This window comes from Evansella tamaricis (assembly GCF_019042215.1).
GTDB classification, from domain to species: Bacteria; Bacillota; Bacilli; order Bacillales; family Salisediminibacteriaceae; genus Evansella; species Evansella tamaricis.
In genome coordinates, this window is record NZ_JAHQCS010000088.1 from 14930 (window position 1) to 35281 (window position 20352).

20 protein-coding genes and 1 pseudogene are annotated in these 20352 nt (G+C 38.7%); 18 read left to right on the top strand and 3 right to left on the bottom strand.

Annotated elements, in window-relative coordinates:
* Positions 1 to 61: 61 nt before the first annotated feature.
* Positions 62 to 562, bottom strand: coding sequence for a DUF1697 domain-containing protein (locus tag KS419_RS08945; protein ID WP_217065945.1), 501 nt, complete (start codon positions 560 to 562; stop codon positions 62 to 64).
* 552 nt (positions 563 to 1114) lie between these two features.
* Between KS419_RS08945 and KS419_RS08950 the strand changes: the two genes are divergently transcribed.
* The gene (locus KS419_RS08950) at positions 1115 to 1942 is read left to right on the top strand and encodes an STAS domain-containing protein (protein WP_217065947.1); all 828 of its coding nucleotides are present in this window, start codon (positions 1115 to 1117) and stop codon (positions 1940 to 1942) included.
* A 90-nt stretch (positions 1943 to 2032) separates the two neighbouring features.
* Here KS419_RS08950 and KS419_RS08955 read toward each other — a convergent pair whose 3' ends face one another.
* On the bottom strand, positions 2033 to 2173 hold the full coding sequence (locus KS419_RS08955) for a hypothetical protein (protein WP_217065949.1): 141 nt from the start codon (positions 2171 to 2173) through the stop codon (positions 2033 to 2035).
* Positions 2174 to 2314: 141 nt separating this feature from the next.
* On the opposite strand from KS419_RS08955, the gene KS419_RS08960 reads away from it, so the two are divergent.
* The 6 genes from KS419_RS08960 to dacB all read left to right on the top strand — a co-directional run bounded on the left by KS419_RS08960 (position 2315) and on the right by dacB (position 7224).
* Positions 2315 to 2581 (top strand): hypothetical protein, encoded by a 267-nt coding sequence (locus KS419_RS08960; protein ID WP_217065951.1) that lies wholly within the window; start codon positions 2315 to 2317, stop codon positions 2579 to 2581.
* Between the two features lie 238 nt (positions 2582 to 2819).
* Positions 2820 to 3575 carry a phosphotransferase family protein gene (locus tag KS419_RS08965; protein WP_217065952.1) on the top strand — a complete coding sequence of 252 codons (756 nt, stop codon included), beginning with the start codon at positions 2820 to 2822 and terminating at the stop codon, positions 3573 to 3575.
* Positions 3576 to 3728: 153 nt separating this feature from the next.
* The gene (locus KS419_RS08970; protein WP_217065953.1) at positions 3729 to 4112 is read left to right on the top strand and encodes a group-specific protein; all 384 of its coding nucleotides are present in this window, start codon (positions 3729 to 3731) and stop codon (positions 4110 to 4112) included.
* Positions 4113 to 4171: 59 nt separating this feature from the next.
* Complete coding sequence (locus tag KS419_RS08975; RefSeq protein WP_217065955.1) at positions 4172 to 4726, top strand: nucleoside/nucleotide kinase family protein; 555 nt, start codon at positions 4172 to 4174, stop codon at positions 4724 to 4726.
* A 72-nt stretch (positions 4727 to 4798) separates the two neighbouring features.
* Complete coding sequence (locus tag KS419_RS08980) at positions 4799 to 5158, top strand: hypothetical protein (protein ID WP_217065956.1); 360 nt, start codon at positions 4799 to 4801, stop codon at positions 5156 to 5158.
* Between the two features lie 428 nt (positions 5159 to 5586).
* Complete coding sequence (gene dacB / locus KS419_RS08985) at positions 5587 to 7224, top strand: D-alanyl-D-alanine carboxypeptidase/D-alanyl-D-alanine endopeptidase (RefSeq protein WP_217065957.1); 1638 nt, start codon at positions 5587 to 5589, stop codon at positions 7222 to 7224.
* Positions 7225 to 7487: 263 nt separating this feature from the next.
* Here the strand turns inward: dacB and KS419_RS08990 are convergent, their stop codons facing one another.
* Entirely contained in the window at positions 7488 to 8393 is a 906-nt protein-coding gene (locus KS419_RS08990) for a Gfo/Idh/MocA family protein (protein WP_217065958.1), read from the bottom strand.
* 303 nt (positions 8394 to 8696) lie between these two features.
* Between KS419_RS08990 and nagA the strand changes: the two genes are divergently transcribed.
* From nagA to KS419_RS09045, 11 genes and pseudogenes are all read left to right on the top strand, one after another.
* Positions 8697 to 9905 carry an N-acetylglucosamine-6-phosphate deacetylase gene (gene nagA, locus KS419_RS08995; RefSeq protein WP_217066089.1) on the top strand — a complete coding sequence of 403 codons (1209 nt, stop codon included), beginning with the start codon at positions 8697 to 8699 and terminating at the stop codon, positions 9903 to 9905.
* Positions 9902 to 10669 carry a glucosamine-6-phosphate deaminase gene (gene nagB, locus KS419_RS09000; RefSeq protein WP_217065959.1) on the top strand — a complete coding sequence of 256 codons (768 nt, stop codon included), beginning with the start codon at positions 9902 to 9904 and terminating at the stop codon, positions 10667 to 10669. Before nagA ends, nagB begins: the two co-directional genes overlap by 4 nt.
* The gene (locus KS419_RS09005; protein WP_217065960.1) at positions 10659 to 11390 is read left to right on the top strand and encodes a GntR family transcriptional regulator; all 732 of its coding nucleotides are present in this window, start codon (positions 10659 to 10661) and stop codon (positions 11388 to 11390) included. Before nagB ends, KS419_RS09005 begins: the two co-directional genes overlap by 11 nt.
* 6 nt (positions 11391 to 11396) lie before the next feature.
* Positions 11397 to 12293 carry an N-acetylmuramic acid 6-phosphate etherase gene (gene murQ, locus KS419_RS09010; protein ID WP_217065961.1) on the top strand — a complete coding sequence of 299 codons (897 nt, stop codon included), beginning with the start codon at positions 11397 to 11399 and terminating at the stop codon, positions 12291 to 12293.
* 107 nt (positions 12294 to 12400) lie between these two features.
* A complete protein-coding gene (nagE, locus tag KS419_RS09015) occupies positions 12401 to 13777 on the top strand; it encodes an N-acetylglucosamine-specific PTS transporter subunit IIBC (protein ID WP_217065963.1) in 1377 nt (458 codons plus the stop codon).
* A gap of 68 nt (positions 13778 to 13845) precedes the next feature.
* On the top strand, positions 13846 to 14760 hold the full coding sequence (locus KS419_RS09020) for a DUF7916 family protein (RefSeq protein ID WP_217065965.1): 915 nt from the start codon (positions 13846 to 13848) through the stop codon (positions 14758 to 14760).
* A 515-nt stretch (positions 14761 to 15275) separates the two neighbouring features.
* Entirely contained in the window at positions 15276 to 16070 is a 795-nt protein-coding gene (locus tag KS419_RS09025; RefSeq protein WP_217065967.1) for a phosphotransferase, read from the top strand.
* A 235-nt stretch (positions 16071 to 16305) separates the two neighbouring features.
* Positions 16306 to 16803, top strand: coding sequence for a P-loop nucleotide/nucleoside kinase family protein (locus KS419_RS09030; protein WP_217065969.1), 498 nt, complete (start codon positions 16306 to 16308; stop codon positions 16801 to 16803).
* Between the two features lie 478 nt (positions 16804 to 17281).
* Positions 17282 to 17821, top strand: a complete 540-nt coding sequence (locus KS419_RS09035) for a nucleotidyltransferase domain-containing protein (protein WP_217065971.1) — start codon at positions 17282 to 17284, stop codon at positions 17819 to 17821.
* 24 nt (positions 17822 to 17845) lie between these two features.
* Positions 17846 to 18016 (top strand): annotated as a pseudogene (locus KS419_RS09040) (SRPBCC family protein); the annotation flags it as partial.
* An 807-nt stretch (positions 18017 to 18823) separates the two neighbouring features.
* Positions 18824 to 20338, top strand: a complete 1515-nt coding sequence (locus KS419_RS09045; protein WP_217065975.1) for a NarK family nitrate/nitrite MFS transporter — start codon at positions 18824 to 18826, stop codon at positions 20336 to 20338.
* Positions 20339 to 20352 lie beyond the last annotated feature (14 nt).

Sequence of the window (20352 nt, forward strand, 5' to 3'; positions counted from 1 at the left end):
GGTGGATGAGTTCCCATACAGGAAAAAAATAGTACTATTTGACACTTAATATGATACTGCGTCACATTTTCATCAAAATCTTATTGACGGTATTACGATTTCGAGCGGTAGAGACTAGTTGCAGTTTCTTTTCAAAAAAGGTATTCGTATATTTCGTTTGATGATAATTTTTTGAAAGATTGATGAGAATGGTTTTAAAATCTAACACGGTAAATTCATCTTCAACAACTGTCTCCAGGAGGTCCAGTTGTTCCATTGTCATTTGTTCTTTCAAAAACATGATATAAACATTTTCTTTAGAGAAAAAGTCATGGTGTTGAATGGCTTCCAGTTCTCCTTTGGAGCGGTAAGTAACAGGAATATCAAAACCATATGTTTGTTTGAGTAAGGTTTCCAATTGTTGTTCATCATAAGCGATATGATCAACCATCACATTTCCTGTTTGAATGTAAGTTCGTACATTTAGAAAGCCCATCTCCTCAAAGAGGGCCTTTAAGGATTTCATATCCACTTTATTTTTCTTGCCTAAGTTAATCCCCCTAAGAAATACAACGTAACTCATGTCAACCATCCCCTATTCGTTTAGTAATCCAGTTGCCCCAAAAGCCTCAATAAGGACTTTAGGAAAAATCATGAGACTGCCACCTCACTCGTCAACTCTGCTATTATTAATTCAACATTATGAAGAAAACACCTTTATGAAAAGTGACAAGAGGTTGGAAGAGGCCACTGAAAAAGTGGTGCTTTTCCACTTTTCAGTGGCCTCGGTTAGAATAATATAACCTTTTTCCATAAAGTATCGAACAAATAGGGTGTGTAACCAACTTAGGGGAGTGAAGGAAACGGTAAATCGAAATCGCATTGTATCATTTGCTTCCTGTTATTTGTAAATGGAGTTTCTTGGGAGTCAGTGATTAGGTTAAATGGATTTCTGATACCATGAATTTTCACTACGAATACAGTGTTAACCCTTTACGTTTTAAAACAGTTGACATACAATTATGAATAATTGAATTATTGTTTGATTTGTGACGATCACATACAATCGATGAACAGCTAGAGTAGTTTTTCCATAAGAAGGGCTGGATACTTTATAAATCTAGGGGTGGGGCCGTTGAATTTAAACTATGAAGAACATTATTCTATTAAAGACTTTTTGATTAATAATCAAGAAAAGTTTGAAGAGGGGTTATTAAAGGAAGCCACGAATGTAAAAGATAAGATTAATGAGATACATAGAATCGGCAATATTAATTTACTAGGGAATGCCCATAAAGTCGTGATGTATATTGTGGAGGACAGGGAAGAGGACCTCATTAACTTTGCAAAATACGAAGGGATAGCTTGGGCAAAACATTCCCTCACCCTCTCCTTTAAACTGGAATGGGTGCAAGCCATACGAAGGACGTTGTGGGTATTTCTCCACCATTATGATTTATTATCCCCGTCAGAAATCGATAGAGAGACCTTTTTCGTTCAGGAAAAAAAAGTAAATGTCATGATAGATCACTTTTTCACGCATTTTTTTATGGCATATTCCAAGTTTAAGGACGAATTACTAGAAAAGCAACGAAGACTAGTGGAGAGTTTATCCGTCCCAATAATACCTATCCACACCGATGTATGTGTCCTTCCGTTAATTGGGGAGTTGGATTCCTTGCGACTTACTATTATCAATGAAAAAATCTTAACGGAAATTGGATCAAAGTCAATCCAAACGTTAATTTTGGACCTTTCTGGTGTTGCTCCAATGGAGGAAGAGGCTGTCGTCATGATCTCACAAATGATCGACTCCGTTTTCTTAATGGGCTGTAAGACTGTTATTACAGGGTTGCGTCATGAAACGGTGATGAGCCTGAGAAGCCCTGCTGCAACCTTCAACAATCAAGTGGAGTATCGAGGAACTTTGCAACTCGCCATGAAAGATGTGAGCTTAAAGTAGCGAGGAAGGTTTCGACCCGTAAGAAGGGAATGGAATCCTATGTAACTAGGAATCGGTTCCCTTTTTCAAAGGATCTGTTAAACTTTGCTGTTATATTTCACAAAAGGACTTGTCACTTGTCTCTTCCCCTGCCATTTTCGCTCTGAAGTGAAACTGGATCCGTCCATCGGGCAAAACGCCACGTCCTGTGGCATGCCCGATATTAGGACGTCCTGTCCGTCCATCGGGCAAAACGCCACGTCCTGTGGCACGCCCGATATTAGGACTTCCTGTCCGTTGAGACTTCTCGTAGCGTATTCAAGTATGCTCGGTGTGGTGGTAGATTTACTATTTATACAATTGAAAAGGAAGTTACGCAGAAGGAGGAGCTTAATGAATTTTAATTCGGAAAAAAGAAAAGATAAACTAAAAGAGGGATTAGTCTATACCATTGTTATATTGGGATGTGCATTATTTTTCATTGGAACTTTATTTAGTATACATATTTTTACAAGTGCAGGTGCTATATTAGCACTAAGTCATATATTAATTTATATAAAAGAAGACTGGAAAAATAACAGCAAAAGAACACTATTTAATTTATTAATGCTATTATTTCTTGTTGTAGTTATTATAGCTGTTAATATTGGATATCTATAATATAACTTTAAACGTATAAGTTAGATAAAGTGAATCAAACACTCAACCTTTTAACTAAAAACAGAGAGCGATAGTACAATAAACTTTTGCTGCTCTTGTTCAACAATCGAAGCTTAGTGGATTAGTGGAACAAGGTTTCTTTTGTCATGTGGCGTTAACAGGAGGCTCCTTTAATTAGGAGATACCTTATTATTAAACTTGCATTAAGAATAATAAAAAATTGTAGGGAGAGAACCCAATGGATTTAGGAAATCCAATAGCAAAAGGAAATACTGCAAAAATTTATCATTGCGATAACAAAATAGTAAAAGTTTTTAACGATTTTTTGCCTGATACGGAATCCATATATGAAGCAAAAAAACAAAAATATGCATATTCGTGTGGACTTCCTGTACCTGAGATTTTAGGTGTTACTAAGATAAATGGAGAGCAAGCAATTATAATGGAATATGTTGAGGGAGAAACTTTAGGAGAATTATGGTTTGAAGATAAAGAACGAACAGAATATTACTTAACTATTTCAGTCGAAATTCAGATGAAAATCCATAGTATTAATGCTAATCCAGAAAAAATCGAACCAATGTATAATAAATTATACCGTCAAATTGAGAGTGTAAATAATTTAGATAGTAAACAAAAGACAGTTTTGTTAAATAAATTGGATTCATTTACATACGAAAATAGGCTTTGTCATGGAGATTTTCATTTATTTAATCTGATTAAGGCCGATAACCATGTAGTAGTTATAGATTGGGTAGATTCGAGTGCAGGGGACATCCGTGCTGATGTATATCGGACATATCTTTTATATTTCCAAGTATCCTCTTCATTAGCTGATATGTACTTGCGACTTTATTGTGAAAAGAGCGGAATTTTAAGGTCTGAGGTTTTTCAATGGGCACCAGTCATTGCTGGTGCAAGATTAGCTGAAAGTGTCTCAACGGAAAACTCTGAACGACTTATGAGGATAATAAATCACTATTGCCCATTGTGAAAATACAACATCCATTTGCGAAATTAAACTTAAACAAACAGGTAGCGATAGTGAAACCAAGAGCTGCAATGTTGTAGCTCTTTCTTATACTTGTAAACTGGAAAATAGTGTTAAACTGAAGGAGAGTTTCGCTTAACAAGGAGGATAAAAATAATGAATAAGTTTTACGTCGCATCAAGTTTTAAAAATATTGACACAGTAGGTTATGTTAGTAACGAGTTAATAAATAAAGGTTATATTCAAACATATGATTGGACAAAAAATGAAAGAGCTTCGACAATAGAGGATTTAAAAGAAATAGGGAGGCAAGAAAGAAAAGCTGTGATGGAAGCAGATTTTATTATTGTCTTATTACCAGCAGGTAAAGGGAGTCATATTGAATTTGGTATTGCACTTGGACAAGGAAAAAGAATATATCTATACTCACAAAATGACGAAGTAAATAACTTTGAAACAACCAGTACCTTTTACCATTTATCTCAAGTTGAGAAATGTATCGGAACCATTGATGAGTTGATTAAAACAGTAATTAAATAGACCTATTAAGCTATCGGAGAGGTTTGCGATAGAACATAAAAAAATGGGGGAGGATTGTTATGAAAACAGAAAAGAAACCACTTGTAATTGCTATTGCTAGTGTCTCAGGTGGAGGAAAAACTACCATTACAAATTACTTGAATGATAAATTAAACAATTCCAAGGTAATTTCTTTTGATGACTACGATTTTGAGGGTCCATATGACATTATTGATTGGATTGATAAGGGAGCTAATTATAATGAATGGAATTTAGACCCACTAATTCAAAATATTAAATTGTCACTTACTGAGCCTTTAGATTATATTTTACTCGATTATCCGTTTGGATATAAGCATACGAAAACAAGTATTTTGATTGATTTAGCAATATATATTGATACCCCCTTGGATATTGCAATGGCACGGCGACTAATTAGGGATTTTAAAAATAGTTCTACTGAAAATATCCTCTCAGATATGAAAAATTATGTTTTACGTGGAAGACGGGGATATCTTGAGATGTTAAAGACGATTAAACCAAATTCGGATATTATTGTGGATGGAACTCTATCTATATCCAAAATTACAGATGAGATATACGATAGAATTTTAGCCAATGATTCAATTACATAATGTTAGCTTCTTGTGCTCTAACGGGGAGAACACTTAAATAAGTAATGCTCCAAAAAAACAGGGAGGATTGTTGTGAGGAGAATATTAACTTTAGTATTATTTACGATTATGTTTATAACTGGTTGTGGAACGAACAATACACAAAATGATGGTCAGACAATAAGAGGGGTGGTTGTAGAAACTTTCACATACAACTTACAATATGTAACCATTCGAGGTGATTTCACAGAACATGATATTACATCAGGAGATACAGTAGTTCTTTCTGTTGCTAATTCAAAAATAATAGGTAAAGAAGGAGAAACACTTACACTAGAAGATGTAAAAGAAAACGATAAAGTTGAAGCACTATTACCTGAAATCATCTCCACTAGTGATGAAGACCCCCTTTTAATTGAAACTGTAATACAATTAAAAATAATTGATAACTAACGTTGTTTGATAAAAATAGTGCATTCTAATGATTTGTGAAACCATTTACTTCAACGAACGGGTGCGTTGAATAAGAAACGATAAAAGTAAAAGCGGAGAAATTTTCCGCTTTTACTTAAATTCTTCATTTTCTGAGCTGAGGTGATACTCATTAAAGATAAAAACTTCTAAGTTTTGGAGATTCGGGCAATGTCTAGCTCCATCGCCTAATTGCTGCGGGGCACTTCCGAAGTGACAACTGAATTCGCTGTGCAACGAGCGGTTACTTCAGTGGCAGCATGCGAGCGACGTTGCCCTGCACCCGTGATCTTAGGTGATTGCACTTATCTAAATTCCATGATTTTGTCCAAATCTTCATTGCCTAGTTTCCATAATACAATTCTGATAACGTATAATTTATCATTATAGATCAATAACCATTGAGGGGGGTGATTGCTATTTTTTTTCGAAAAAAAATATCCCTATGGCTTGTATTCGTCTTACTTCTTATTAGCGGAAGTTCTGTCTATTACGTTGCAACCAAGAGTATGGAAGTTGCATCCGATTTGGACGTTGAGTTGGAAAATACAGATGTTGCTCCTGTAGAGGGAGAGAGTGAAGAAGAATGGCTTGAAGAAGAAAATAAGCTGACGGAGGAGCCAGTTGAAGAGGATTATTTGCAGCACGTGGAACTTCCTATTAATACTGATTATTCCTTAAAAGAACAGCTCGATCGTTTTTTACAAGACGAGCCGTTAGCACATGCGTTAGCTGCAGTACATATTCGCGCGGAAACGGGCGAGGAGATATATTCCTTTCACGGAGATAAGAGTGCCGTTCCCGCATCCGGTCAAAAGATATTAATTGGTGCAGCTGCCCTTGATACATTAGGAAGGGATTATACTTTCTATACGGGAGTTTATACGGAGTCAGAACAAATTGGCAATGTGTTAGATGGTGACCTCTATTTAAAAGGGACCGGGGATCCAACGATACTGCCAGAAGATTATCGAAAGTTAGCGGAGGAAATTGCTGATTTAGGAATTACTACGATTAGCGGGGATGTCATTGCTGACGATTCATATTTCGATGATGTGAGACTGTCCATTGACCTTTCTTGGGCGAACGAGAAATACGTCTACGGTGCACAAGTGTCGGCCTTATCCTTTTCCCCTAATCGAGAATTTGATGCAGGTTCTGTTATTGTAGAAGTGCGTCCTGGGAAAAATGTTGGAGATGACGCTGACATCACTATTTATCCTGACACGGACTATGTTACGGTCATTAACAATGTGGAAACGGTTCCCTCAGGTGATACAAGTTATATTGAATGGGATCGGGAGCACGGAAACAATCGCCTTCACTTTAATGGTTCCCTTGTTCAGAATGCAACGGTTTGGCGAACTTGGGTGTCCGTTTGGGAACCAACGGAGCTCGTACTGCAGCTTTTTTATGATGCGCTCCAGGAAAGTGGTATTACGGTGGAAGGGGAAGCGAGGCTTGGTGTTACCCCAACGGGATCAAAGGAACTTGCGAATCATGTGTCGATTCCCCTAGAAGATATCTTTCATTCCTATATGAAGCTCAGTAACAATTCCATTGGAGAAATCATGACAAAGACAATGGGAAAAGTGGTTTATGATGAAGGGAGCTGGGATGCGGGGCTTTTGGTCGTGGAAGAGTATCTTCGAAATGCTGGTTTAAACATGAATGGGATCCAGTTGCGAGATGGATCTGGCATGTCCCATTTAAATGCCATTCCTCCTGAAGAAATGACGAAACTATTGCACTATGTGAAGGAAGAAGACTGGTATGATTTATTTTATCACTCCTTTCCGGTGGCAGGTATTTCAGATCGACTAGAAGGTGGAACACTAGGTTATCGCATGGGAGGAACTCCGGCGGAAGGGAATGTTCGTGGAAAAACAGGGAGTCTGACTTCGAAAGCCTCCTTATCTGGATATGTAACAACATTAGATGGAGAAGAATTAACTTTTTCTATCATATTAAATAATTACTTTCGTAATAATGCAATCTCGATTATTGATAACATTGCCGTACTATTAGCCGAATACACGCGGGAATAGAGGTGTAGGGACAAATAAGGAAAATCCCAGTTCTCCCATTACAATGGAGTTCAAAATAAATAGAAGCTGGGGCATAACGAAGTTGTTTGTTTGGAAATCCCAACGATACACAATCATAGCGAAGTATTTTTCCGGAGCTATTGATTGCAACAACTATCCTGTCGTTCGGATTTCACATTTGCCAACACGTTTGTCCCAGCCTCTTAAGGAACTTACAGAGGGCACTGAAAAAGTATCTTACAACTTCTTCAGTGCCCTCGATCTTACACCTGTATCCTCTGCAAGACTTCCTCACATAATCGATGTGTTTCAAGACCGTCTTTTGCAGTCACCTTTGGTTCCCTGCTAGTATTAACGGAGTCTACAAAATCTTGAACCATTGCTTGAAATCCCCGCTTTACTAGAGTTGGTTCCCAATCATTGCCTCGTAAAAATGTCTCCTCTTTATTCTTAGCAATCGTTACGTCGGATACATTCTGGACCGTTATTTTTTCAAGGGGCCCCATGACTTCAGCAATCTCTTCCGTCGTTCCATTATTTCGATTCATGATCCCAATAGCTGTTGCCTCGGAGGAGAGGAGTTGAATCACAACGTGGTGTAAGGTGCCGCCCACCATTTTACTGTTCACCACAAGGTTTTCAACTGGGTTAGGAAACAAATATCTTAGTGTGTCGATCACATGAATAAAGTCATCATAAACAAATGTTCGTGGTTCCCCAGGAAGGCCTTTACGGTTTTTTTGGACTACGATCATATTAGGCTGAGAAACTTCCTTTAATTTGGCATAGGAAGGGGCATATCTTCGATTGAATCCTGTCATTAAAATCAGCGACTTTTGTTCTGCAAGGTCTACCAGCTTTTTGGTGGAAGTGTAGTCGTCAGTAATGGGCTTGTCCACAAATACATGAATGTTTCTGTTCAACAATTCGCGGATAATTGTTTCGTGGGATGCCGTAGAGGAGTGAACAAACGCTCCCTTTATGCCACTGCTAAGTATAGACTCTACATCCGAATGGAGATTGTCAAATCGATATTGAGCTCCTAGTACTTGAAGCTTCTCCTGATTTCTCGTATAAAAATGAAAGTCAACATCCTTCATACTGCTATATACCGGAAGATACGCCTTTTGTGCAATGTCCCCCAGACCTATGACACCGAACTTAGTCATCTTACAAACCCCCTCTTACTTATTGGAAAAATGAAAAGAACCTGTGTAGCAATAACGATACCGTTTTTTTCACCATACTCTCCCGGATATCATTCGTCAATGGTAATGTCTCGACAACATTGGTGTGGAGCCAGATACATATTTTGAGAGGATTTATCTTCGTATTCGGGAATAAAAATTCTTACGATTAAATATAAATATATAAGTCTATTGGTCTAGACAACTAGAATTTAGAGTGATATAGTTTAAATAGAAAAAAAGTTGGAACTTTTATTGGAGCAGCATTCAGCTGATAAAGGAGAAATGAATATGGCTGCGAAATGTATTTTATATAATGGTCGGATTTATACAGAAACAGAAATAATACCTAATGGCTATCTTGTGTTGGCTGAGGGCAAAATAATCGAAATTGCGGAAGGGCAACCTAGCATCAGGGAAGAGAAGAAGAATGATACGGAATTTATAGATTGTAAAGGAAAGACAATTCTTCCGGGGTTCATGGATCTCCACATTCATGGTGTGCAAGGGGCAGATATGATGGATGGAACAGCGTCTGCATTAACCGTGATGAAACGGGAACTTCCGAAAGAAGGGACGACCAGTTTTCTAGCCACAACGATTACGGAAGATAGCAGGGAGATCGAAAAAGCTTTGAGGCAGGTAGCGGAGGATGGAAACCAACTGGGGGATTCTGATGAAATAGAAGGTGCCGAGCTTCTAGGTGTCCATTTAGAAGGTCCATTTATCTCCTCCAAACGTGCTGGAGCTCAGCCAGAACAACATATCCTTCCACCGAATATTGACTTGTTCAAACAATGGGAGGAAGCATCAGGTCATCGTATTAAATTGGTCACCTTAGCCCCAGAAATAGAGGATGGAAAGGAACTTGTTTCCTATATGAAAGAACGGGGTATCGTTGCATCCATTGGACATTCGGATGCTGTCTACGATGAAGTAAAAACAGCGGTAGAAACTGGTGTTACCCACGCAACACATCTTTTTAATGGAATGAGAGGGATGCATCACCGGGAGCCTGGTGTAGCCGGAAGTGTTTTGCTCCTCGATGAAATCTTAGTGGAGCTTATTCCAGATGGTATTCACATAATACCTGAAATGGTGGATCTATCCTACCGAGTAAAAGGGGAGGATGGACTTGTATTGATAACGGATGCCATGAGAGCCAAAGGCTTAGGGCAAGGACAGTATCAGTTAGCTGGTCAAAAAGTCGATGTGGATGAGAAACAGGCTACTCTAGAAGATGGAACCCTAGCCGGAAGTATCTTAAAAATGAATGATGGAGTAAAAAATATAATGGAATTTACTGGATGTACGTTGGAGAGTGCGGTTAAAATGGCCTCTTCCAATCCAGCAAAGCAGCTTTCCATTTTTGATCGAAAAGGTAGTATTGCAACTGGGAAGGACGCTGACCTCGTTCTTGTAAACAGTGATATGGAGGTACTCTTGACGATTTGCAGAGGGAAAGTTGTATATCGAAGGGAGTGTTGGGAATGAAGCTGATCGTTGTGGAGAACTATGGGGAAATGAGCCGAATCGCAGCTGATATGATCTCCAAACGAATGTTGGAAAAGCCTGACATGACGTTAGGTCTAGCAACGGGGGGTACTCCCACTGGAATGTATCAAGAGTTGATTGCTGGCGCAAGCAAAAAGAATATCTCTTTTAAACAAATCACAACAGTAAATTTGGATGAATATGTGGGCTTGGAGGCGACTCATCCAAATAGTTACCGCTTTTATATGAATGATAGATTTTTTCAACACATTGATATCGATTTAGAAAATACGTTTGTTCCAAATGGAGCAGCAGCGGATTTGGCTCAAGAATGTCATTGGTATGATGAGACCATTAAACAACTAGGTGGAATTGATCTTCAAGTATTGGGTATAGGAACGAATGGCCATATTGGCTTCAATGAACCTGGGACACCGTTTGACAAGACTACACATGTTGTCGAGTTAACGGAATCTACTCGGAAAGCAAATGAACGTTTTTTTTCAGAGGGAAAGGTTCCTACTCACGCCATTACGATGGGAATTAAAACGATTATGCAGAGTAAGGAAATCGTATTGTTATCTTCTGGGGAAAAGAAGGCGGATGCTTTGCAACAACTTGTAGAAGGTAGTATCACCAATTTGTTCCCTGCCTCTGTCCTAAAGTTGCATAATAATCTTACTATCGTAGCTGACCAAGCTTCCATAAAAAAATTAGATGATTGTTTATATAAAGAATTGGAGTGTGTCAACTATGATCAATAAACGGTCTCCCATCCCAATTTATTATCAATTAGAAGAGCTTATAAAGGACATGATTGAGAAAGGTACATTAAAAAAGGGGGACATGATTCCTCCAGAACGGGAATATGCGGAAAAATATGAAATAAGTCGTATGACTGTTCGACAGGCATTAAATAATTTAGTCAATGACGGCTATTTATCACGTGTAAAAGGAAAAGGGACCTTTGTAGAGAACCGAAAAATTGAGCAGCCTTTAATGGGCTTAACAAGCTTCACAGAGGATATGGTATCACGGGGATTAGAGCCAAGAACAAAGCTTCTTCACCTTTTAAAAAAAGAAGCGTCCGCTTCGGAAAGTGAAAAGTTAAAAATAAAGCAAGGTGCACCTGTTTATGAGGTAAAACGAATTCGCTTGGCGGATGATGAACCAATGGCGCTTGAAACAATGTTTTTGTCCGCAGAGTTAGTGGGAGAGCTAAAGGAAGAAGTTGTTAATGGCTCTTTGTATCAATACTTTGAAGAGAGTTTGGGATATTCCATTGTCAATGCCAGACAGGGGCTAGAGGCTTCGATTGTTCGAAAATCGGAAAGGGAGTACTTAAATGTTCCTTCCGGTTCCCCCGTCCTCTTAATTGAGCGAACGAGCTATTTGGCCGATGGAAAACCCCTTGAGTTTGTGAAATCTATCTATCGTGCAGACCGATATAAATTCTTAATTGATATGAACAGAGAAGGGAACTAACAACACATGAGCAATCGAATAACGGAAACATCCAATAAAAAAAGTTTGGCGATTGATGAAATGAACAGCTTGGAGATTGTATCGTTAATGAATACGGAGGATGCGGTGATCGCTCCAGCGGTGAGAGGGTCCCTACCCGATATCGCCAAGGGCATTGATGGAATAACGGAAGCAATGAACAAAGGAGGCCGCTGCTTTGTTGTGGGAGCAGGTACCAGTGGCAGGTTGGCTGTCGTTGATGCCATAGAGCTCATTCCCACGTTTTCTATTCGTTTAGAACGCTGGCAGCCTATCATTGCAGGCGGTGAAAAAGCCATGTGGGCCTCTCTGGAACAGGATGAAGATAAAGAGAATGCCTCGGTAGAAGAGTTGGAAGCGCATTCATTCGGGCCGGATGATTGCCTCATTGGAGTTAGTGCAAGCGGATCCACTCCTTTTGTGCTGTCTGCACTCCAATATGGGAAAAAGAAAGCTGCTTTTACCATAGCCGTGAGTAGTAATCATGGCGCAAAAGCTTCTTCGATTGCAGATGTTTCTATTGAGGTGGAAACTGGTCCAGAGGTGATTCGCGGATCCACCAGACTAAAGTCTGGAACTGCACAGAAAATGATTTTGAACATGCTTTCGACGGGCACCATGGTCAAGTTAGGACGAGTCTACAAAAATGAGATGGTAGATATGCAGATTATAAATAAAAAGCTAGTTGGTCGTGCGGTAGAGATGGTCATGGAGTTAGCCTCAGTAGATTATGGGGAGGCAGAGAGACTCTTAAGGGAGACTGATCAAAATCTTAAGGCGGCAATCTTTATTGGAATTACTGGTGCCACAAAGAAGGTTGCATTCGAGGAATTAAATAAAAGTAAGGGACACTTAAAAAAGGCATTGAAAACCTACCTTGGGTAGATTCAATTCTATACGTGTTTTGACAGGGTTTGCGAGGCTTGGTTGAACAAAGCATTATTATATGCTTTTTCACAATATAAACTTAAAAGAAGAGAGGGGTATTATTTATGTTAAGTTTTCTACAGCGTATTGGCCGCGCACTGATGCTTCCAATTGCATCCTTACCAGTTGCAGCGTTACTCTTGCGATTTGGTCAAGATGACTTATTGGGAATCCCATTCATGTCCGCAGCAGGAGCAGCGTTATTTGATCATTTGCCATTATTATTTGCTATTGGAGTTGCTGTTGGTCTTGCGAAGGATGGAAATGGAGCAGCAGCTCTTGCCGGTGCTATTGGATTTTTCGTATTGACGGAAGGTACGCAAGCTATTAATCCTGATATTAACATGGCCTTCCTAGGCGGTATTATTTCTGGTATTGTAGCTGGGTTACTTTACAACAAGTACTATAATATTAAGTTGCCACAATGGTTGGGATTCTTTGGCGGAAGGCGATTTGTGCCTATAGTTACCGCTGGTGCCATGTTACTACTAGCATTCTTATTCGGATTTGTATGGCCACCAATTCAAGCAGGTATCGATGGAATTGGTCAATGGATTGTAGGTTCAGGGGCTGCTGGTGTTGGTATTTATGGAGCAATGAACCGTCTCCTTATTCCAATTGGTTTGCACCACGTCCTAAACAGTCTCGTTTGGTTCCAGTTCGGTGAATTCCAAGGTGCAACAGGAGATCTTCACCGATTCTTCGCTGGAGACCCTGATGCAGGGATCTTCATGGCTGGTTTCTTCCCAATTATGATGTTCGGTCTTCCGGCTGCAGCTATTGCAATGATTTTTGCTGCCAAAAAACATCGTAGAAAAGCTATTGCAGGTATGATGATTGGTATTGCATTCACGTCCTTCTTAACTGGTATTACGGAGCCAATTGAGTTCTCGTTCATGTTCTTGTCTCCACTACTTTATGTGGTGCATGCATTATTAACTGCATCCGCGATGATCGTAGCATACTCCTTAGGAACCCTACACGGGTTTGGGTTCTCCGCAGGAGCGATTGACTATCTATTAAACTTTGGTATTGCCACAAGACCTCTAGTGTTAGCAGGAATCGGTTTAGTTTATGGAGCCATTTACTTTGTCGTCTTCTACTTCCTCATTAAAGCTTTGGACTTGAAAACACCAGGTCGTGAAGATGAAGATGAGGATGAGGATCTTGCAATAGATGAGGCCTCAGCAACAAAGACAGGAGATTACGATGTACTTGCTGAAGACTATTTAAAAGCAATTGGTGGAAAAGAAAACATTATAAGTCTTCAAAATTGTGTCACTAGACTTCGTTTACAATTGAAGGATATGAGTAAGCTAGATGAGGCAGCTATTAAGAAAAATGGTGCAAAAGGTGTCATTAAGCTGAGTGAAAAGGATGTCCAAGTTATCATTGGAACCGATGTGGAATTTGTAGCCGATGCAATGAAAAAGAAAATCTAAAAAGGTGCCTGTAACTTGTCGAATGCGACAAGTTGCAGGCATTCCTTTACATAAGGAGATGAATCGAATTGAAGCGACTACTAGATTGTACGGCTTCTGACTTTTTTTCCATGAATGCAACAGAACTTAAACAGGCCATTAAGGCGTCTGAAGGACGGACGATTTTATCGGAGGTGATTGCACCTGCCCCTCCTCATTATCCTAGCGTCACTAATCTTGAGTTGGCTGGTGCTTTTGGTGCAGACATTCTGCTATTAAATCTTTTTGATGTTTTTGATCCTTTTGTAGCAGGGGATGTTTTATCAGGTAAGGACCTTATTTATCAGTTAAAGAAGTTGACAGGAAGACCAATCGGGCTAAATCTGGAGCCGGTGGATAAAAATGCTAAGGCGTTTGAAACGCTGTATGAGCTTCCAGAAGGAAGAACAGCTTCAGATGCTAGTTTGGAGAAGGTAAAGGAACTAGGTTTTGACATCGTCTGTTTAACAGGAAATCCTAAAACTGGTGTAAGTAATAGTCAAATTAGAGATGCGATTCAACGTTCCAAAAAGATTCTAGGAGACGATGTTTTAATTATTGCAGGGAAGATGCATAGTGCAGGAGTAGAAGGGGAGGATGGCTCCCAAATTGTTACAGAGGATGCGATTCTACAGTTTGTGGAAGCAGGTGCAGATGTCATTCTTTTGCCAGCTCCGGGAACTGTGCCAGGCATTACCGTAGAAGAAACCAGGAGAAATGTAAACATTGCTAAGAAAAATGGAGCTTTAACGATGTTAACGATTGGAACAAGTCAAGAAGGTGCTGATGAAAGTACGATAAAACAGATTGCATTAAATAGTAAAATGGCTGGAGCAGATATCCATCATATTGGAGACGCAGGCTATACTGGTATTGCTATTCCGGAAAATATTACGGCCTATTCTATTGCGATCAGGGGAAAACGGCATACGTACGTACGGATGGCCACGTCTGCATTAAGATAAAAAAGAAGATGGTTGGTTTGCGTTTGCGGAGATTGACGATGCTGCTGTGGTAAAGTGGCGGTGGTTTTTTTGTCGTGTTTTGTCGAATTCCCTTTTTATTCTCTATTTTTGTCCGATTCCTTCGTGTTTTTGTCTGAATCCGATAGAGATTTCTCCGAATTCAGCAAAGATTTCTCCGATTATAGTTGGTTTGCTAAGTTGTATCCTAAAAAGTAAAAAAAAATTAAATGGATTTAATAATAATTAGCCATAAAAAAGAATTCAGACTTAACATAATTAATAATGAGGGACCGAAAAAGTGGAAAAGCACCACTTTTTCAGTGCCCCTCATTAATAAGTCTGAATTCTTTTTTCATATACTGTTAAATTAACTAAAAATAATGTGTACAATAATACTTAAACTAACGCAGAGGATATAGCATCATAAACTGTCGTTGCTGTTTTGGATCTAAATTTGGAAGGAAAATTGAATAAACAAGATTAGTTTTATGTTTTATTGAAAAGGGAGGATTTAAATGTCAAACCACGAAAACGAAGAAATGCTAACAGGAGGGAATGTCTCAAACGTTTATCGTTCGGGAGATACTGTTCGACGTGATCGGAAGCTTGGTAGTGATAAAATTCATAAATTATTGTTGCATTTGGAGCGTAAAGGTTTTGACTTTGCTCCGAAATTTTTAGGTATTGATGAAAAAAGTAGAGAGATATTATCTTTTATTGAAGGGGAAGCTGGTAATTATCCTTTAAAAGAATACATGAGTTCGAATGAGGTATTACAAGAAATCGCGAAAATGCTTAGTCTCTATCATGATGCTGTGAGTGATTTCCCCATTTCTGATGAATGGAAATCGATGGATAATACTCCAGATAAAATGGAAGTTATATGTCACAATGATTTTGCCATATACAACATCATTTTTAATCAGGAAAAACCAGTAGGTATTATTGATTTTGATGTTGCTGCTCCTGGTCCAAGACTTTGGGATATAGCCTATACTCTGTACACTTGCATTCCTTTAAGTAGGCATTATCATACTGAAACAGGTGTGACTGTTTATTATAATTCATCGATAGATGCCGACCGTATTAAACAAAGAGTTAAATTGTTTTTTGAATCTTACGGCAACGAGGAAATGGAAGAAAATTATTTAGAAATGGTATTGCTAAGATTAGACGGATTATGTAAATACATGATAACAAGAGCAAGTGAAGGTGACATTGCTTTTCAGAGGATGATAGATGAAGGGCATCTTGAACATTATCAAAAGGATATGAAGTTCATTCGTGAACATGGAGTAGATTGGATTTGAAGAGGCGCCCCCGAACCGCACTGGGCTAAGAAAAACCGTGTATACGAACGAAGTGAAGTAGACATGGTAGTGGCACTTATACCTGTGGTGAAAGGGAGCGTCCTTCACTACAATTACTAACAAAATATAACAGTGTAAATGCTAAAATGAAATAAGTGCAACACTAGCAAAAAAAAAAAGATAGATTTAAGAAGCTCGGGCAAAAATGATTAAATAAGCGCGGGGGGTTAAAATAATGAAACAATTAGGAACGCTATACTTTTTCTGTGGAAAAATGGGCGCGGGAAAATCAACTAGGTCAAAACAATTGGCGATAGATAAACATGCGGTACTGTTGTCTGAGGATGAATGGCTAACATCTCTTTATCCGAATCAGATCGCAACATTTGAAGACTATCTAAAATTCTCCGCGCAGCTTAAGCCGTTAGTGAAAAAGCATGTCCAAAACATATTAAGTGTCGGTACAGATGTTGTGATGGATTTTCCAGCTAACACTCTAAAACTGCGTAAGTGGTTTTTGGATATGGCGTCAGAGGTCAATGCGAGCCATCAACTAATTTTCCTTAATTTAACTAACGAGCAATGCTTACGTCAAATTGCACAAAGACGAATCGAACAACCTGAGCGAGCAGCTTTTGACACGGAAGCGGTGTTTATTCATGTTACTAAATTTTTTGAAGCACCAGAAGCATCTGAGGGTTTAAATATTGTAGAGTATGATGGAAAAGAATAACAAAGGGTTCAACAAAGCGTTATAGACAAGTTATAAGTGTAGAAGGCATCATTACCTTTATAAAAATTTTGTAATTAGTACCGAAACAAATCCTCATGGGTTAGGGCTAGTTGTTGTATACAGTGGATTTTGAAAAAACAATGATAGAAGAGGAATTTGAAGAAACAGTTATTTTCAATGGAACTTTTCTATTGATAGACGAGATGGAGTGAATTACTTTTAATTTTGATGAAAAGGCATACAATCTTTCTAAGTCAGAATTGCAAGATTAGTATGAAACAGAGTTAAGTGAATTTACAAATGAAAAAGAATTAAAGAACTTCATAGAAGAACAATGAAAAGAAAATGAGAAATTAAAGTCAGATCGTTATTAAACAAACAAGAACTCTCATAAGTTGTCGTAGGTGTTGTGGTACCTAACGGGGAGTTTACTTAAATCGGCTACTTTCAAAAAAAGTTGGGAGACAGGAGAATTACCATGACACATGAAGTTATTGAGGCGCATACCAAGTCACAACTTAAAGTATTGAGTGAAATTAGTGCCATTGCTGAAGGGTTAGATATTAAATTCTGGTTACGGGGTGGATGGGCAATTGACTTTTTACTTGGCAAAGTTACTCGGGTACATGACGATATTGATTTAGTAACGTGGATACAACATAGAGAACGATTAGAAAATGAACTATTTAAAAATGGTTATGAAAAAACAAAAGTGAAAAAAGAGTTTTGTGATAGGCAGTCTGATTTTTGTAAGGGGAATGTAGAAATCACGTTTAGCTATATAACCCGTTCAGACACTGGAAACCTTATTTTGAATGGATTACCTGAATGGGTGTGGAGACCAGATTCTTTGCTTCTGCAAACTTTTATCTTGCATGGCATATCAGCCCATGTGTTAAATCCAACGCAACTTCTGGAAGAGAAAGAGATTTATGAACAAATTGGTCGAACACCAAGGCCAAAAGACGCAGAAAGCAAAAAGATATTACAGCGAATAATAGATGAAACATGGTATTAATTTTAGTGTGTGAAAAAACATATTCTTAAAGGTATGGGAGAAAAAACGGAGTTTACACTTATACATAATGGCAGGCAATCGCCTGATACTGTTCTTCCAAAAGCAAACAACAAAAGTTCCATTATTCGTGAAAGAATGGATAATGGCTGGGTTGAAATTATTAATGTACAACTTCGAAAGGTTGTTGAAGGATAAGTGAAAGTAGCAAAGCACGAGGATGATGTTTTTCGAACTTGCCGACTTTCCGTTGTTGGAAAAAAGAATTAGCTTTTTCTCAAAATAAATAGATCCGTTCGTGAGGATAAACATAGAAATATGACTGTAATATAGCGTCCAATTTAGACTCCTAATTGGACGCTATATTTATTTCTTTCCTTTCAAAAAAAGTCTACTCCAATAGTAGACTTTTTTTGAAAGGAAAGTATAAGTTTTTGCACCTTCGGGCATTGTCTAGCTCCAGCGCCTACTCGCATGGGAACTGAAAAAGTGGTGTTTTTCCACTTTTACAGTCCCTAAGCCACTTCGGAAGTGACAACCGAAGTCAAAGAGCGGACTTCTGTTGTCATTTCTCCAGTGACTTTCGCTCGTGAGCCTAGGCGCTTGCTTTTCTTATTTAATTTTCGTTCCCCAAAATCTCAAAAACATTATTATACAATAACTCTAATTTTTATACTGTCCTATAATCTGACTAAAATCTATCTTTCTTTTCAATTGTTTTTCTAAATATTTACATATTTTTATTTTGAAAATGTGCGAAACATAAGAGCGTTTTCATTCCTATAACCATTGTAATATCAAGGGTTTTAGCCTTTTCCATAAGGGTAAAAAGTATGTCAGGTTATCTCTCGTTATGTACCACTCCTTTTAGTGGGTATGTGATAATGTCATTTAACTTCACAACGTTAATGGACTGTCATTACTTCCTTTCTATATTTCTCTTTATACAATATTCAGAAAATATAGAAATAACCAAATACTAAAAATTAAGAAGGAGTCCAGTATATGCGAATTTCAGATATCTTCAAATTTAAAAATGAGCAAATGAAAGTTTTACATTTAACATGGATTGCCTTTTTCATCTCGTTTTTCACGTGGTTTAATATGGCTCCTCTAGCCACGACCATGCTCGAAACGAATGACTGGTTAACAAGGGATCATATTGCTGCACTAGCAATAATCAATGTGGCTTTAACCATCCCCGCACGGATCGTTATTGGCATGTTAATCGATCGCTTTGGACCACGTATTGTTTATTCCGGGCTCTTGTTCACCATGTCCATTCCAACCTTCCTTTTCGCGTTTGGAGATTCTTGGACACAAATGATGATTTCTAGACTTCTACTAAGTAGTATTGGAGCCAGCTTTGTCATTGGTATTCGAATGGTAGCCGAATGGTTCCCACCTAAAAATGTTGGCTTCGCGGAAGGCATATATGGAGGTTGGGGGAACTTCGGATCTGCAGCAGGTGCCATGTTGTTACCTTGGATTGCCTTAACGGCCTTTGGTGGAGAAAACGGCTGGCGCTATGCAATAGCTTTAACAGGTGTCATTTGTATCATATATGGAGTTATTTATTTCCTCTCTGTGCGAGATACACCAAAGGGTGTCGACTTCGTTGGATCTAAAAAAGCTGGTGCCATGGAGGTCAGCAGTTGGAAGGACCTTGTTCAACTCATCATTTGGACACTCCCATTAGGTGGTGCTCTAGCAGTCCTGGCGTGGAGACTAGAGGGAATGGGATTCATATCTCTCAACGTTCTGTACGGCATCTACAGCATCATTGGAATCGTGATGATCTATCAAATCTATAAAATTCTACAAGTGAACATCCCGCTCCTCCGTAAAGGAGTTCCAAAGGATGATCAATACAAGTTTAAAAATGTCGCCGCATTAAACAGTACTTACTTTGCCAATTTCGGAGCGGAATTAGCGATTATATCCATGCTCCCAATGTTTTTTCAGATGACCTTTTCATTATCTGCTACTTCTGCAGGATTGATCGCAGCCTCCTTCGCCTTTATCAATTTAATTGCGCGACCCCTTGGAGGAATTTTATCCGATCGAATGGGTAACAGAAAACGTGTCATGCTGATTTATATGGTAGGTATTACCCTTGGAATGGTTGGAATGGGCTTTATCGATTCCGGCTGGCCCCTCATTTTAGCTGTTGTATTAACTATTATGACTTCTGTTTTCGTTCAAGGTTCTGAGGGAGCAACCTTCGCGATTATTCCAATGATTAAGAAACGGATGACTGGCCAAGTTGCAGGGATGGCTGGAGCTTATGGAAACGTTGGATCAACCATATACTTAACCCTTTATACCTTTGTTACACCTCAACAATTTTTCTTCATCTTAGCGGGTGGGGCCTTTGCCAGCTTTGTGATTTGCTTCTTTTGGTTAGAAGAACCGGAGAATTCCTTTGCTAATGAGTATTACGAATCATCGATTGACCGAGAAAATGCCATCAACACCGATTTGGAATTTGAAGTGAAAAAAGTCGCTGTTAACAAATAATAAACTGGGGGAAA

Excerpts from the sequence above, each read along its gene's own strand:
- KS419_RS09005 (WP_217065960.1), top strand. The coding sequence starts at position 10,659 with ATGATCAATAAACGGTCTCCCATCCCAATTTATTATCAATTAGAAGAG.
- KS419_RS08960 (WP_217065951.1), top strand. The coding sequence starts at position 2,315 with ATGAATTTTAATTCGGAAAAAAGAAAAGATAAACTAAAAGAGGGATTA.
- KS419_RS09045 (WP_217065975.1), top strand. The coding sequence starts at position 18,824 with ATGCGAATTTCAGATATCTTCAAATTTAAAAATGAGCAAATGAAAGTT.
- KS419_RS09030 (WP_217065969.1), top strand. The coding sequence starts at position 16,306 with ATGAAACAATTAGGAACGCTATACTTTTTCTGTGGAAAAATGGGCGCG.
- KS419_RS08975 (WP_217065955.1), top strand. The coding sequence starts at position 4,172 with ATGAAAACAGAAAAGAAACCACTTGTAATTGCTATTGCTAGTGTCTCA.
- KS419_RS09025 (WP_217065967.1), top strand. The coding sequence starts at position 15,276 with ATGTCAAACCACGAAAACGAAGAAATGCTAACAGGAGGGAATGTCTCA.
- nagE (WP_217065963.1), top strand. The coding sequence starts at position 12,401 with ATGTTAAGTTTTCTACAGCGTATTGGCCGCGCACTGATGCTTCCAATT.
- nagB (WP_217065959.1), top strand. The coding sequence starts at position 9,902 with ATGAAGCTGATCGTTGTGGAGAACTATGGGGAAATGAGCCGAATCGCA.
- KS419_RS08990 (WP_217065958.1), bottom strand. The coding sequence starts at position 8,393 with ATGACTAAGTTCGGTGTCATAGGTCTGGGGGACATTGCACAAAAGGCG.
- nagA (WP_217066089.1), top strand. The coding sequence starts at position 8,697 with ATGAATATGGCTGCGAAATGTATTTTATATAATGGTCGGATTTATACA.
- KS419_RS08970 (WP_217065953.1), top strand. The coding sequence starts at position 3,729 with ATGAATAAGTTTTACGTCGCATCAAGTTTTAAAAATATTGACACAGTA.
- KS419_RS09035 (WP_217065971.1), top strand. The coding sequence starts at position 17,282 with ATGACACATGAAGTTATTGAGGCGCATACCAAGTCACAACTTAAAGTA.
- KS419_RS08965 (WP_217065952.1), top strand. The coding sequence starts at position 2,820 with ATGGATTTAGGAAATCCAATAGCAAAAGGAAATACTGCAAAAATTTAT.
- murQ (WP_217065961.1), top strand. The coding sequence starts at position 11,397 with ATGAGCAATCGAATAACGGAAACATCCAATAAAAAAAGTTTGGCGATT.
- KS419_RS08945 (WP_217065945.1), bottom strand. The coding sequence starts at position 562 with ATGAGTTACGTTGTATTTCTTAGGGGGATTAACTTAGGCAAGAAAAAT.